General features: G+C 41.4%; 15 protein-coding genes and 5 tRNA genes. 5 read left to right on the top strand and 15 right to left on the bottom strand.

Annotated features, from left to right (window positions below):
- Nucleotides 1-36: 36 nt before the first annotated feature.
- The 14 genes from OFY17_RS12700 to OFY17_RS12635 all read right to left on the bottom strand — a co-directional run bounded on the left by OFY17_RS12700 (nt 37) and on the right by OFY17_RS12635 (nt 8764).
- The gene (locus OFY17_RS12700) at nt 37-723 is read right to left on the bottom strand and encodes a TIGR04219 family outer membrane beta-barrel protein (protein WP_263531110.1); all 687 of its coding nucleotides are present in this window, start codon (nt 721-723) and stop codon (nt 37-39) included.
- A gap of 151 nt (nt 724-874) precedes the next feature.
- Entirely contained in the window at nt 875-1450 is a 576-nt protein-coding gene (locus OFY17_RS12695) for a porin family protein (RefSeq protein WP_263531109.1), read from the bottom strand.
- 115 nt (nt 1451-1565) lie between these two features.
- Nucleotides 1566-1640: transfer RNA gene (locus tag OFY17_RS12690), tRNA-Gln, on the bottom strand.
- A gap of 27 nt (nt 1641-1667) precedes the next feature.
- A tRNA-Met gene (locus tag OFY17_RS12685) sits at nt 1668-1744 on the bottom strand.
- A gap of 30 nt (nt 1745-1774) precedes the next feature.
- Nucleotides 1775-1849, bottom strand: a tRNA-Gln gene (locus tag OFY17_RS12680).
- An 11-nt stretch (nt 1850-1860) separates the two neighbouring features.
- Nucleotides 1861-1937: transfer RNA gene (locus tag OFY17_RS12675), tRNA-Met, on the bottom strand.
- Between the two features lie 11 nt (nt 1938-1948).
- Nucleotides 1949-2023, bottom strand: a tRNA-Gln gene (locus tag OFY17_RS12670).
- A gap of 111 nt (nt 2024-2134) precedes the next feature.
- Nucleotides 2135-3226: a redox-regulated ATPase YchF gene (gene ychF, locus OFY17_RS12665; RefSeq protein WP_263531108.1), complete on the bottom strand. Its 1092-nt coding sequence runs from the start codon at nt 3224-3226 to the stop codon at nt 2135-2137.
- A 22-nt stretch (nt 3227-3248) separates the two neighbouring features.
- Nucleotides 3249-3833, bottom strand: a complete 585-nt coding sequence (gene pth, locus OFY17_RS12660; protein WP_263531107.1) for an aminoacyl-tRNA hydrolase — start codon at nt 3831-3833, stop codon at nt 3249-3251.
- Nucleotides 3834-3855: 22 nt separating this feature from the next.
- Nucleotides 3856-4434: a 50S ribosomal protein L25/general stress protein Ctc gene (locus OFY17_RS12655; protein WP_263531106.1), complete on the bottom strand. Its 579-nt coding sequence runs from the start codon at nt 4432-4434 to the stop codon at nt 3856-3858.
- Nucleotides 4435-4506: 72 nt separating this feature from the next.
- Nucleotides 4507-5454, bottom strand: coding sequence for a ribose-phosphate diphosphokinase (locus tag OFY17_RS12650; protein ID WP_263531105.1), 948 nt, complete (start codon nt 5452-5454; stop codon nt 4507-4509).
- Between the two features lie 36 nt (nt 5455-5490).
- Nucleotides 5491-6345 (bottom strand): 4-(cytidine 5'-diphospho)-2-C-methyl-D-erythritol kinase, encoded by an 855-nt coding sequence (gene ispE / locus OFY17_RS12645; RefSeq protein WP_263531104.1) that lies wholly within the window; start codon nt 6343-6345, stop codon nt 5491-5493.
- Between the two features lie 2 nt (nt 6346-6347).
- Entirely contained in the window at nt 6348-6923 is a 576-nt protein-coding gene (gene lolB / locus OFY17_RS12640; protein WP_263531103.1) for a lipoprotein insertase outer membrane protein LolB, read from the bottom strand.
- A 14-nt stretch (nt 6924-6937) separates the two neighbouring features.
- Nucleotides 6938-8764 carry a tetratricopeptide repeat protein gene (locus tag OFY17_RS12635; RefSeq protein WP_263531102.1) on the bottom strand — a complete coding sequence of 609 codons (1827 nt, stop codon included), beginning with the start codon at nt 8762-8764 and terminating at the stop codon, nt 6938-6940.
- A 197-nt stretch (nt 8765-8961) separates the two neighbouring features.
- On the opposite strand from OFY17_RS12635, the gene hemA reads away from it, so the two are divergent.
- The 3 genes from hemA to prmC are packed head-to-tail and all read left to right on the top strand — an operon-like array spanning nt 8962 to nt 12209.
- Nucleotides 8962-10230: a glutamyl-tRNA reductase gene (gene hemA, locus OFY17_RS12630; RefSeq protein WP_263531101.1), complete on the top strand. Its 1269-nt coding sequence runs from the start codon at nt 8962-8964 to the stop codon at nt 10228-10230.
- A 2-nt stretch (nt 10231-10232) separates the two neighbouring features.
- Complete coding sequence (gene prfA / locus OFY17_RS12625) at nt 10233-11324, top strand: peptide chain release factor 1 (RefSeq protein ID WP_263531100.1); 1092 nt, start codon at nt 10233-10235, stop codon at nt 11322-11324.
- A 42-nt stretch (nt 11325-11366) separates the two neighbouring features.
- Nucleotides 11367-12209: a peptide chain release factor N(5)-glutamine methyltransferase gene (gene prmC, locus OFY17_RS12620; RefSeq protein WP_263531098.1), complete on the top strand. Its 843-nt coding sequence runs from the start codon at nt 11367-11369 to the stop codon at nt 12207-12209.
- A gap of 43 nt (nt 12210-12252) precedes the next feature.
- Here the strand turns inward: prmC and yaaA are convergent, their stop codons facing one another.
- Nucleotides 12253-13035, bottom strand: coding sequence for a peroxide stress protein YaaA (gene yaaA, locus OFY17_RS12615; RefSeq protein WP_263531097.1), 783 nt, complete (start codon nt 13033-13035; stop codon nt 12253-12255).
- Nucleotides 13036-13125: 90 nt separating this feature from the next.
- Between yaaA and OFY17_RS12610 the strand changes: the two genes are divergently transcribed.
- Both OFY17_RS12610 and OFY17_RS12605 read left to right on the top strand, forming a co-directional pair.
- The gene (locus tag OFY17_RS12610) at nt 13126-13308 is read left to right on the top strand and encodes an RING finger protein (RefSeq protein WP_263531096.1); all 183 of its coding nucleotides are present in this window, start codon (nt 13126-13128) and stop codon (nt 13306-13308) included.
- 50 nt (nt 13309-13358) lie between these two features.
- Nucleotides 13359-14276: a hypothetical protein gene (locus OFY17_RS12605; protein ID WP_263531095.1), complete on the top strand. Its 918-nt coding sequence runs from the start codon at nt 13359-13361 to the stop codon at nt 14274-14276.
- Nucleotides 14277-14318: the final 42 nt, after the last annotated feature.

Here is a 14318-nt window from a genome sequence, read left to right as displayed (position 1 = left end):
CTTTTTTAATTGTGTATTACTTAACTTTTATATGGGTTAGATATCAATCGTCACACCTAGAAAGTAACCGGTATGATCCATCGTAACACTGTCTATTATGTGATTCATTTCTCGGTAACCTACCTCAAGACCTAAGATTGGAATAGGTTGATAGGCGATCTTATAAATAACATCGGATGCTGAATCATTTGCATCCTCTACCATGTTTAGGTCTGCAAGTATTTGAAGATCAATGCTTTGCTTTGATTCTGCTGCAATCTGTATATTTGTGCCAGGGATGGATAATTTTGCAGAAAGGTAATACATAGGTAATAAGGCATTAGAAGCATTTTTGTCTGTACCACCTTCAGTATAGTTTATACTAATGTTCCTACCTAACAGACCAGCCTCAACACCGACCCATAAAAGGCTAATGCCGTAATACCCTGTAACATCCTTTAAACTAACATCTAGAGTGGAATCGGTTGTACCTGATTTGCCATCTACATCAAATTCAAAAGTGTCCACTCGTGCATTTGGAATTAATGGTATAGGGTGCTGGACATCAATACTAAAGTAGGTACCAGTACTATCTTCAAATACGAAGTCATTACTACTGTTTGTTTTAAAGTCTGCCTCAGTTTTAAAGCCGCCAACTTCGACATTTGCCCCAATAAAATCCGCATGTGCAGTACTTGTCAGTAATAGTATTGAAAAAGCAAAAACTGAACTAAATAACTTCATCGATAGGCCTCGTAAATTAACTGGGAATATTGACCTATTATAGGTACTAGAAAGACAAAAGCTAGCCTTGGAAGAGTTGAGGAGGACTGTGATATAAAAATGCCCTATAACTGAAGCAGTATAGGGCATATTTGAAACAAAGTTTAGATGATTAAATATCGACTGTTAAGCCGATAAAGTAACCATCATAGTCAAGGTTTTTAAATACGTTGGTTGTCTGATCAATACTGCGGAACCCCACCTCAATACCAACAATTGGTAGAGGTTGATATTGAACTTTGATTAACTGATCTGTAATTTCTACATCATCAAAGTCTGTAGTTTTGGACTCTGCGGATATTGTTGCGCCAGTGCCCGGAATGGCTAAGTTAACCCCTAAATAAAGCATAGGTGCTGATTCGCTTTCTGATACAGAACCTAATGTCATATCAAGTTGGCGATAAGTGAAGCCGGCTTCTACGCTTGCCCATAATAGGCCAATACCATAATACCCTGTAATGTCAAAATGACTAATTTCTGCTTTCTCATCTGTCTCAAGATCCCATAGATCTACTCGAATATTAGGGATAACTGGAATAGGGTGTTGAACATCTGCGCTGATGTAAGTTGCGCTGCCTTTATCAGTATCAAATGTGCCGGCTTCTGCATTCGCCCCGATGAAATCGGCATGAGCTGCGCTAGCTAATAAAGTCGTAGAAAGTAAAACAGCTGTCTTTAATGATTTCATAATAATTGTCCGTAAATATGGTTGGGAATTTTCTTGTTAATTATAGGCACTTGAAAGACAAAATCTAGCGCTATTATGCAAGGATTATGAATGCTGGCTTGAATGATTATTTAAATGGCTGGGGTAGCAGGATTCGAACCTACGCATGACGGGATCAAAACCCGTTGCCTTACCGCTTGGCTATACCCCAAAAGATAGGAATTATTTAACTTAGAAGTGGTGGCTATGACTAGATTCGAACTAGTGACCCCATCATTATGAGTGATGTGCTCTAACCAACTGAGCTACATAGCCTAAATTACGTGTTGTTCTAAATTATATCGATGGCTGGGGTAGCAGGATTCGAACCTACGCATGACGGGATCAAAACCCGTTGCCTTACCGCTTGGCTATACCCCAACATATCGAGTTGGTGGCTATGACTAGATTCGAACTAGTGACCCCATCATTATGAGTGATGTGCTCTAACCAACTGAGCTACATAGCCGTTGTCTGTTATGGCTGGGGTAGCAGGATTCGAACCTACGCATGACGGGATCAAAACCCGTTGCCTTACCGCTTGGCTATACCCCAACAGACTGCCACAAAAACAATTTACATCAAACGATGTGCTGTCTCTGTGGCGCGATATTATTCATATAACCTCTTAACGGGTCAAGTGTTTTCTGAAAATGTTTTATAAGATTACACATTAAAACGGAAATGCATGACATCGCCGTCTTCAACTATGTAGTCTTTCCCCTCTAGACGCCATTTCCCAGCTTCTTTGGCGCCATTTTCACCTTGGTATTGAATGAAATCATCATAAGCAACGACTTCCGCTCGGATGAAACCTTTCTCAAAGTCCGTGTGGATCACACCAGCAGCTTGAGGACCTGTTGCGCCTTCTTTAACTGTCCAAGCTCTAACTTCCTTTACACCGGCCGTAAAGTAGGTCTGAAGGCCTAGTAATTGATAGCCAGCACGGATAACACGATCAAGGCCAGGCTCTTCCATTCCCATTTCATCAAGGAAGTCTTTCATTTCATCAGCATCAAGCTCAGATATTTCCGCTTCAAGTTGATTGCATATAGGTAGCACCATAGCACCTTCTTGTTCTGCGATTTCACGTACTTGATCTAAGTAAGGATTATTTTCAAAGCCATCTTCTGCAACATTGGCAATGTACATAGTTGGTTTTGTTGTTAATAAATGCAGTAAACGAACTTCTTTTTTCTGATCGTCTGTTAATTCCATAGAGCGAACAGGTAAGCCGTCTTCTAGGTGTTGTTTTATGCTTTCTAAGAAGGCTTTATGTGCGATGGCTTCTTTATTGCCGCTCTTAGCATTTTTCGCTGTACGGAAAATTTGTTTATCGATGGATTCTATATCTGCAAAAATAAGCTCTAGGTTAATCACCTCGATGTCGGCCTGAGGGTTAACATGGTTAGATACATGGATAACGTTATCGTCTTCAAAGCAGCGAACAACATGGGCGATTGCATCTGTTTCACGAATGTTAGCAAGGAATTTATTGCCTAAACCTTCCCCTTTAGAAGCACCTTCTACTAGGCCGGCGATATCGACGAACTCCATTGTTGTTGCAATGGTTTTTTCAGGTTTTACTATGCCGGCTAGGGCATCTAACCTTGGGTCAGGCATAGCGACGACACCAGCATTTGGCTCGATAGTACAAAATGGAAAGTTTTCTGCCCCAATTCCCGCTTTCGTTAATGCATTGAATAAAGTCGACTTACCGACATTTGGTAGTCCAACGATGCCGCAATTAAAACCCATAGTGAGATTCCTAGTAGTAAATTTATGCTTTGAAGCTATGTAATTTGTTCATTACAGGGTTTAAGTTACCCGCAACGATGTCTTCTACATAACGTAATGATTCATTGATTGTCTGTTCAATTTTGCTGTAGTCATCTGGCGCTGCTTTCTTTAAAACATAATTAGCAACTTGACTAGCATGACCAGGGTGCCCTATGCCTATTCTAAGCCGAGCAAACTCTCTGTTGTTTGAAAGCTTTGAAATAATGTCTTTGAGACCATTGTGTCCGCCATGACCACCACCTTTTTTAAGCTTCGCTGAGCCGGGTGGAATATCCAGTTCGTCATGAACAACAAGCACTTCTTCGGGGGAGATTTTATAAAATTTGCACACAGCTTGAACAGCAGTGCCACTTAAATTCATATAGGTTGTGGGAATGAGTAAATAACATTCTTCACCAGCTATATGAACTTTGCCAAATAGGCCGGAAAACTTCTTTTCCATACGTAAAAGGCATTGGCTCTGCTGAGCCAATGCCTCAATCCATTCTGCGCCGGCATTGTGGCGAGTGTTGCTATATTCGTTTCCGGGATTTCCCAGACCTACTAATAATCTAAAACCTGCCACAATGCTGCCTTAATGAATTATCTTAACGTTTTGCTTTACCGATACGACCGATTGGCTGGTTGTGATCTTCGCCTTTAAGCAATGAAACAAGTTCAACGCCTTCAGGAAGAGTGCAATCAGACAAGTGGAAGATATCGCCAAGTTGAGATTCAGAAGCGTCAACAACTAGTTCAGCAGGAAGGTTTGCTGGAAGGCAACGTACTTGAGCAACTTTCGCTTCAACCGTTAGACGACCACCTTGCTTGCTAACACCAGGGCTTTTCGCAGCGTTTGCAAAAGTTAATGGAACACGAGTAGTGATCACTTTATCTTCTTGAACGCGTTGGAAATCAATGTGCATCATAGCGTCAGTTGCTGGGTGACGTTGTAGAGCTTTAACAAGAACTTTCTCAGCTTTGCCTTCTACAGATACTTCAACAAGACCAGTAAGGAAGCCAGGAGTTGCTACAGCCTTAACAAGTTCGTTGTCTTTGAAAGCAATTGATACAGGAGCAGTATCGCCACCGTAGATTACAGCAGGTACTAGGCCTGTATGGCGAAGGCGGCGGCTCGCACCTTTACCTTCTTCTGAGCGAGATACGGCATTAATAGATAATGACATGATTATTTTCCTAATTAAATTATGTAAGTTTTGTCCAGAATTGCGACCCATTCCGAACCTATTTTGTTTGGATTATGCCCCAAACATGGCACTGATTGACTCTTCATTGCATACGCGACGAACAGCCTCCGCAATAATGTCAGACATCGACAATTGACGGATCTGAGGACAGTTAATGCCCTCTTGTGTTAATGGGATGGTGTCGGTCACAACCAACTCATCAAGCACAGAATTTTTTATGTTTTCCATCGCCTTGCCAGACAGTACTGGGTGAGTACAGTAGGCTAATACCTTGGCGGCACCGTGTTCTTTTAGTGCTTTTGCTGCAGCACATAAGGTGCCACCGGTATCGCACATATCATCAACAAGAACACAGGTTTTTCCTTCCACATCACCAATCAAGTGCATGATTTGAGCCTCATTGGCACGTGGACGGCGTTTATCAATAATGGCAAGGTCTGCGTCATCTAGCATTTTTGCAAATGCTCTAGCGCGAACAACACCGCCGACATCCGGGGATACGACGGTAATATTTTCGTGACCTTGGCGTTTTAGGTCATCAAGCAGTAACGGTGTTGCGTATACGTTATCTACTGGTATATCAAAAAAGCCCTGTATTTGGTCGGCGTGAAGGTCAACCGTTAATACTCGGTTGATGCCGACAGCAGAAATCATATCAGCGATGACCTTTGCTGTAATGGGCACACGCGCTGATCTTACTCGACGATCTTGACGAGCGTAACCAAAATAAGGAATTACTGCGGTAACGCGTGATGCTGAAGCACGACGCAGTGCATCAGCCATGACAATCAGTTCCATCAGGTTGTCATTACTGGGTGAACAAGTTGATTGAATGATGAAAACGTCTTTCCCTCGAACATTTTCATTGATTTCAACGGTAATTTCGCCATCACTGAACTTACCAACAGTCGCATTACCAATAGGAAGCCCTAAACGACGAACCACTTTACGGGCAAGTTCAGGGTTAGCGTTACCGGTAAAAACCATTAACTTAGACACTGTGTATACCTTTTGTATTTTGTTGCAATTTGCTGGTTAATTTTGATGCTGTTCTACCCATTCTTTTAATGCAGTGTGGGTAGGAGATGTATTAAAGCCACGACAAATCCAGCTTTGCCATTTTTTTGGAGTGTTTTGTTGAATTTTTTCAGCCTCGAGAAAACTCTCACAAGCTAAGAAAACACAGGCACCTGTACCTGTTAACTTCGCATCTCCATGATTTTTAAGCCAAAAATAGGCTTCTTCTACTTCAGGGTTGTGTTTGATTACAATTTCTAAGCAATCGTTATGCCCACCTAGCTCTAAAGCGTGCGACATTTTGATCGGAGGCGTGTCTCTTGTCAAATATTTATCGGTAAAAATTTGACCAGTAGATACATGGCAATCGGGCTTAAGGAGCAAATAATAAGGAGTCTTTGGTTCGACTTTCTGTAGCTTTTCACCGACCCCCTCTGCGAAGGCTGAAAACCCCATTACAAAAATAGGTATATCTGCCCCTAGTGTGATTCCTAGGTCGGCCAATTCAGGTAATGATAATTGGCATTCCCATAAGGTGTTTAGTGCTAGCAATGTGGTGGCAGCATTAGAGCTCCCCCCACCGATTCCGCCCCCCATAGGGAGTTGTTTGGTAAGAGATATATGGATGCCTGATGTGCTGTTTTTTCTATGGGGGAAAAGTAATTTAGCTGCCTTATATATGAGATTGTCTGTTGTTGCCACTCCTTCTATGTCTGGAGTGAGTGTTACTTGGTTGTCATTTGTCAGTGTGAACTCAAGCGTGTCACATAGATCAATAAATTGAAAAATTGTTTGTAAATCGTGATAACCGTTTTCTCGTCTACCTGTGATGTGTAAAAACAGATTTAGTTTCGCGGGAGAGGGAAGTTGCATTTTTATCGAACAGTCCATTGGTTAATAATGAGGTTTATCCTGTAAGGTGGGTTCTGTACTTGCATCTTTTGGGGCAAATAAAGGCCATCTACTTCAGTAAAATTTGTATAAGTAATCAACCAGCCATTTTGGGTGATTTGCTGAGGGCGCAGTGTTGCTGAATCTGTTTTTACCTCGGCGTTAGAGTGAGGTGAAATTAATCCTCTAATCCAATAGTCCACATCTTCCACAGGGAAGCCCCAGCCTAATTCTTGTTCTAATAGTTCGGCAGGACTAGAGCCTGTAACTTGTTTGCCATCGTAAGATAAAGTCACAAGAGAATTATTATTTTGAGTTAAGGTGGTAGCACCTTGTCCAAATGGTCCTACAACTTTTAAAGAAAAAGTGTTTGGTGTCTTTTGCCAATTAAAATTACCAGATACGGCATCGTCTGCGGTACGTATGCCCACTCGCCCTGATGTTTCCCAGCTTGATATCGCCTCTACGCTGGATGGTGGGGTGTGCACTGGTCCTTTGGGCTTAGATGAACATGCGCTTATTAAAATGGTAAGTGCGATAACGTAAATAATACGATTCATAATGAATGAGTGTCCTATTGGAGGCTTTCAAGCAGCGAAGGTGAAAGTCGCTGAATGGTTTCAATGAGTACTTTTGCGTTTGGAGAGCTGTTAAGCGCTGCTTCCCATACTTCTATGGCTTTATCGTAATGTCGTTGACTCCATAAAGATTCACCATAATGTGCTGCAATTTCATCATCTTGCAGTAATCCCCATGCCTTATTTAAAAAATAAGAGGCTTGATCTAGTTCTCCTCGAAGAAAGTGTCCCCAACCTAAGCTGTCGATAATAGCAGGGTCATCATCCGCAAGTTCATAAGCCGATTCGATATATTGCATGGCTTCATCAATTCTATCTGTACGAGTGAGAAGGGTATAACCAAGGGCGTTGAGATATTGCGGGTTTAAAGGGTCTTTTTGAAGCAATGTGGTCATTTCTGATTCGGTTACTTGCCATTGGCCTAGCGCATCTGCAAGTAGAGCTTTGCGGTAGCGCAAAGCATTTGACTCAGGATATACCTTACTGGCCATTTGTAGTAACTCATAAGATAACCCAAAGCGGTCTTTCTCTTCGTGTAAGTTGCTGATCAGCATAACCTGTTCTTGCATGTTTTCACGTTTTGTTCGCTTCAGTACCATATTGTTAATTTGATTTTCTTTGTTTTCATCGTAAAGCCAGAAAGCGATTTGCTGCGTTGCACTAGTACGTAAATTGCCCTCAACTTCATTCATTACCTTAATGGCTTCAATTTTTTGTTCCGTATCAGCAAGAGCTAGCGCCTTCAAAAACTGTACTTGATCGGTAAAACCTGTTTGGTCTTCTGGTAACTCTTTAATGATAGTTAAGGCTGTGCTCGGCTGATTGTGCTTCAACAAGGTACGAACAAAGTTGATGCCCACTTGTAGTTTGTCAGCATGCTCTAAGAGACAGTCTTGATAGGTTTTGACCGCTTTTGAAATTTGCTTTTGTTCTACGTAAAAATCAATCAGAGGTGGTGGAATTCGCGTGCTTTCAGGAAAGCGCTTAGATGCGTTAATAAGTGTGCTAATGGCTTTGTTAGTCATACCTAGGTTTTTTTGGCTTAATGCCAGAATAAGGTATAAGGCCTCTTTTTTTTCGGTTGATGGTGAAGAAAAGTCCTTCTCGATCAAATTGATTGCTAACCTGTATTCTCCCGTTAAAAGGAAAATATGAGCGCGGCTCAATAATACATGTTCATTATTTTGGAAGTCTGTAGGTAGATTCGCGATAGCTGTATTGAGAGTATCTACTTTGACTGTATCTCGAGAGTTTGATTCTAAATGCTGAGGGAGGAAATGTAAGTTTACGTTTTGCTGAATAGCATTTATCAATAAACGGGTAATGTCTTCAGGGCGGTTGTTCTTGATGAAAACCTGCAGTTGCAAAGAGTAAGCTTGCTCGGCATCAGGTTTGGCGGCAAGCCATAAGTTAGTGCTCCTCTCAATGTAGGAATCATTGTTAGAGGCTAGAGCAATGTGGTTTAAACGCTCAATAAAGTGAATATCAGATGACTGGTCGGAGAGTGCGTAAAATTGTTCAAACGCTTTATTAGGCCCTTCTCTCTGTAACGTAAACTCTGCTTTGAGCAAAGCTTCAATTTCGTCGGCGGGTGTTAGTGTTTCTATACTATTGCTTGTTGATAAAACTTGTATGGCTTGTGTTTCTTCCGCTGGAGCTTGCTCCTGGTCTTTGATATCGAAATGATTACAACCAGTTAGGAATACAAAGCTTGAGAAAGCGATAAAAAGCCATCTTTTGCCCTTGTGAGGGAAGTGTTGCTTTTTTGTTTTCTGTTTTTTATTGTCGTTAAACAGCATGGAGTTTCTCAAAGCTAAGTTCAAATAGCGCCTATCTAATTGTCGGCTGCATTAGTATGTCAGTCATAACTATAATGAATCAATCATTTTTATTGGGTAAAGAGGGTGCGAAAAAAAGTGAATTTCTCGTATAATGTGTCGTCTTTATGTAAATGGTCATGTTGAAATTAAACTTCTTTCTATCATGCTCCCCGGTCTCGTTTTTTTTAGAAGAGCTCTGAATGCCGCTAATTACAGTAGGTGTAAATCATAAAACAGCGCCAGTAGCGATACGAGAGCGTGTTGCTTTTGCGCCTGAAAAAATGGTTGATGCTTTGTTATCTTTGACATCAGACAATAAAGTTAATGAGGCCGTTATCGTATCTACTTGTAATAGAACAGAGCTTTATTGTTCTGTTGATAATATAGAAAAAGAAACTGGCATTATTAATTGGCTAGGGCATTACCATAGTATCGACTTAACGGACCTTCAACAGTATTGCTACAGCTACAAAGAAGATGACAGCATTCGTCATATTATGCGTGTGTCATCGGGTTTGGATTCCCTTATTCTTGGTGAACCACAAATCTTAGGGCAGGTGAAATCGGCTTATGCTGTTTCACAGGAAGGAGGGTGCATAGGTTCTGAACTCGAGCCTTTATTTCAACGCACTTTTTCTGTCGCTAAGCGCGTACGCACAGACACAGCCATTGGCGAAAACCCGGTCTCTATTGCATTTGCAGCGGTCAGTTTGGCGCAACGCATCTTTGCCGATATCAAAACAAATACTGCTTTGTTGATTGGTGCAGGTCAAACTATTGAACTGGTAGCAAGGCATCTGAAAGAAAATGGTGTAAAGCGCATTATTGTTGCCAATCGGACATTGGCTCGTGCTGAAGTGTTAGCAAGTGAATTTAATGCAGAAGCCATCATGCTTGGGGATATTGGTGACTATCTTTCCCAGGCGGATATTGTCATTTCATCCACGGCCAGTCAATTACCGATTATTGGTAAAGGTGTTATCGAAAGGGCAACGGCTAAGCGCCGTCGTTCGCCTATGTTGTTAGTGGATATTGCTGTCCCAAGAGATATTGAACCCGAAGTTGAAGAAGTTAAAAATGCCTACCTTTATACAGTTGATGATCTTCACTCTGTTATTGAAGAAAATGTTCGGGCTAGACAAGATGCTGCAGAAGCAGCAGAACGATTAATTGAAGATGGCGTGGCGGATTATCTAAAAATATCCGAAGCCAGAAAATTTTCGAACCTGATTGTGTCCTTTAGACAGTCAGCAGAAGAACTTAAAGCAGCAGAATTAGAAAAAGCACTTAAAAGCCTTGAAGCGGGTCAGTCACCTGAAATGGTGATAAATAAATTAGCTAATGGGCTGATGAATAAACTTATACATGCACCCACACGTTATTTACGTGAAGCAGGTGCAGATGCAGATCAAACTGCATTAACCATTGCCTCAAATGTATTAGGCATTACAGAAGAAAAAGACAAATAAAAATGAAAGAATCAATAAAATTAAAGTTAGAAAACTTGTCTGATCGTTATGATGAACTTGCCGCTCTTTTGGGTGTTTCGGAAGTCATTATGGATCAAGATTTATTTCGTTCTTACTCGAAAGAATATGCGGAACTTGAGCCTGTCGTTAAGTGTTTCAATGAATTTCAGCAAGTTGATGAAAATATCGCTGAAGCTGAATTGATGATGTCGGATGAAGACCCAGATATTAAAGAAATGGGTGTTGAAGAATATAAAGCGGGTCAACAGCAAAAAGAGGACCTGCAGCTGGTATTACAAAAACTATTGCTTCCTAAGGATCCTAACGACTCTAAAAACGTATTTTTAGAAGTGCGTGCAGGTACTGGTGGTGATGAAGCCTCAATATTCTCTGGCGACCTTTTCCGTATGTACTCTCGATATGCAGAGGGGCAGAAATGGAAAGTCGAGATTGTCAGTGCGAGTGAAGGCGAGCATGGTGGCTATAAAGAAGTCATTGCTCGTATTGTTGGTGAAGGAGCTTACTCTAAGTTGAAGTTTGAGTCGGGTGCTCATCGTGTTCAACGTGTTCCAGCGACAGAGTCCCAAGGTCGTATTCATACTTCAGCTTGTACTGTGGCTATTATGCCGGAAATGGATGAAGTTGATGATGTCATTATCAATAAAGCCGATTTGCGTATTGATACTTTTAGAGCCTCTGGTGCGGGTGGTCAGCACGTTAACAAAACCGACTCAGCCATTCGTCTGACACATATTCCCACAGGTGTGGTAGTAGAGTGTCAAGAAGAGCGCTCACAGCATAAGAACCGTGCTAAAGCGATGTCTTTACTTGCTTCTCGACTGCTGGCAGCAGAGCAAGAGAAGGCAGCAAGTGAGCAATCAGAGGCACGTAAATCTTTAGTTGGTAGTGGCGATCGTTCTGAGCGTATTCGTACTTATAATTACCCACAAGGCCGAGTAACAGATCACCGAATTAACCTAACTTTATATAAGCTGGATGAAATTGTGACGGGTGACCTAGACGTATTGATTAGCCCGCTAGTGAACGAGTTCCAAGCAGAGCAATTAGCGGCGTTAAGCAGTGAAAATGACTAATTTGCCCTTCACCTCATCTTTGCAAAAGGTGTTGAACGACTAATGCGAATAGATGAATTATTAAAAGGCGCTGCAGAGCGCCTTACTTTTGTCTCGGATACGACGCAATTAGATGTTCAATTGTTGTTATCTCATGTGTTGTCTGTACCAACTTCGTATTTTTATACTTGGCCAGATAAAGAGGTTGAGGAAGAAGCTTTTAATAAGTTCGAGGCTTTACTCTCCCGAAGAGTGTCAGGTGAGCCGATTGCTTACTTATTGGGTGCTCAGTCGTTTTGGACACTAGACCTTGAAGTCGCAACTTGCACTCTTATTCCCAGAGCAGACACGGAAAGATTGGTTGAAGTTGTGCTGGAGCGATTGGAGAGCGGTTCGGCATATAGTTTACTTGACCTAGGTACTGGCACAGGAGCGATTGCACTGGCGTTAGCCTCGGAGTTGCCACGCTCTCAGGTGCTAGGGATAGATTTGATGGAAGATGCCGTTGCCTTAGCAAAAAGGAATGCCATCAAAAATCAGATAGCTAATGCGGAATTTATGCAAAGTAGTTGGTTTGACTCGATAGAAGCCGGCAGGGAATTTGATGTCATTGTCTCTAATCCACCTTATATCGACCCAGAAGATGCGCATTTATCTCAAGGTGATGTGCGATTTGAGCCTAAAACGGCGTTAATAGCAGATAATAAAGGGTTGGCTGATATAGAGCATATTCTTCTTAATGCCCCGGATTATTTGAAGCCAAATGGTTATTTGATATTTGAACATGGCTACGATCAAGCGGCAGCGGTACAAAAACGTTTTAGAGAAGTGGGCTTTGTTAAGGTAGAAAGTTTTCAAGATATTGGTGGTAACGACAGAGTGACACTAGGAGTTTGGAAACAATAAAAAAGTGGCTTATGCCACTTTTTTATTTATGGATTGAAGCGATCTATTTTTTAGGTTGAGCGCTTTCAGGTCTTGTAAACACAGGGCTGGTATCTGTTGAACGCTCGGCATCGTATTGGTACCCAGCTAAATCAAACGCTAACAACTCTTCAATACTTTGGCAGCGATTCTGTATTAAGTATCTTGCCATTAAGCCGCGAGCTTTCTTGGCATAAAAGCTAATGACTTTAAATTGGCCATTTTTCTCATCCAAGAAATTTGGAGTGATAAGAGGGGCATTAAGCTTCTTCTTATTGACTGCTTTAAAGTATTCATTTGATGCAAGGTTTACTAATAATTCATCTTCTGACATGGCATCGTTGATTTTATCGACAATAATATCCCCCCAGAATTGATACAGGTTAGTCCCGCGTGGATTACTAAGTTTTGTGCCCATTTCTAAGCGGTAGGCCTGCATCAAATCTAAAGGCTTCAGTAAACCATATAGTCCACTCAAAATGCATAGCGAGTTTTGTGCGTAGGCAAGATCTTCTTTGCTAAGTGAATAGGCGTCTAGGCCTGTGTAAACATCTCCCATGAAAGTAAATGCTGCAGGTCGGCTATTACTGGTGGAGTGTTCTATGTTCCAAGCTTGGTAGCGCGATACATTGAGTGTTGCTAAATTGTCACTCAATTTCATTAAGCTTGAGATTTGCGCCGGCGTGTAATCTGAAATAGTTTCAATTAGTGCCTGTGAGTGTTCCAATAACTCAGGCATACTGAATTCAGTTGTTGTTGGTGTTGAAGTTAAGTCTAAGGTTTTTGCTGGAGATATTAAAAACTTCATAATGATTCCGTTTGCTAAATAATGTGCTTATTAAAGATTATCCATATACTGCCGATAGATATCCACACAATGCTTCAATAGAGATTATTAATGACTAATAATTTAATACCTTTTCCTAAAACGCATCGTCGAAATGTCAATACTGGACAGAAAGTGTCTAAAGACGAGCTGGTATCATTGCGCAAGGCGTTTGATAAAGCTCGTCAAGGTTGGCCCCTTGAAATAGCAGAACTTCCCGAAAACAATAAAATGTATTACGCAGCGAAAAAGTAATGCCATAGTTATGTGTATAATTGGGGATCTTATTCTAGGGTTACCAATAAATGACGTTGCTTATCCGCCACTCACTTCTGTTAATGTTTTTATGTGCCATTCTTGGCTTTCTTTTTCCTAGCGCTTCAATGGCGTTGTTCCCTTTCTTACCCTTTGTGCTTTTCTCACTTATGACCTTGACCCTACTCGGTATAGATCAAGTAAAGCTTATGGAGCGTTTAAGTCGCTTAAATATATGGCTATACACCGCTTTTCACTCATTGGTTCTGATGCTGCTGGTGGGTGTTATTGGTTGGTTGTTGGGTTTTAGTATCGAGCTTGGATTGGCCTCTGTTGCTATTGCGGCAACGGGCTCTTTATTTGCTACGCCCGCTATTGTTCGAGCGCTTGATTTCGATGTGATGCAGGCAATGGCCATGACGATCGCGACAACGTTGAGTTTGCCGATAGTGATAGTTCTCACCTTGCTGGTATATCAGACAGAAGCGATAGAGCTCGATTGGGTTGGTTATTGCTACAGATTGATGATCTTTATCTTTGGTCCTATGTTGTTTTCTTATTGTATCCATAAAGCGGTTCCCAAGGTTGTTCTCAACCGCTTTTTATCTAAAATAACGCCTTATACGATATTTTTAGTGTTTGCTTTTCCGTTTGGTTTGATAGGTGGTTATCGTACCTTATTTGATCAAGCACCTTGGATCGCCTTCAATTACTTTTTGATAGCAACGGGCTTGTGCTTTTTGTTCTTTGGCTTGTCGTATTGTGTTTATCGCAGAAAGGGGGCAGCTTTTGCAATAACCGCAGCCATTACTTCAGGGAATAGAAATGTACTTCTTACCTACACTATTGCCGGGAGTTTGTTAGGCCCTGCTTTTTTGCCATTGGCGGGAGCTATACAATTGCCCACATACCTATTGCCAGTCATTTCTCGGTGGATGAGTAACAGGGCTAAAAAACAAGAGGAATAAAAAATGAACAAAGCACTAACTTTATACAATTCAAACTAGTGC

The sequence above is a fragment of the Marinomonas sargassi genome (assembly GCF_025716875.1).
GTDB lineage: Bacteria > Pseudomonadota > Gammaproteobacteria > Pseudomonadales > Marinomonadaceae > Marinomonas > Marinomonas sargassi.
This window is presented reverse-complemented; position numbering and strand designations above follow the sequence as displayed.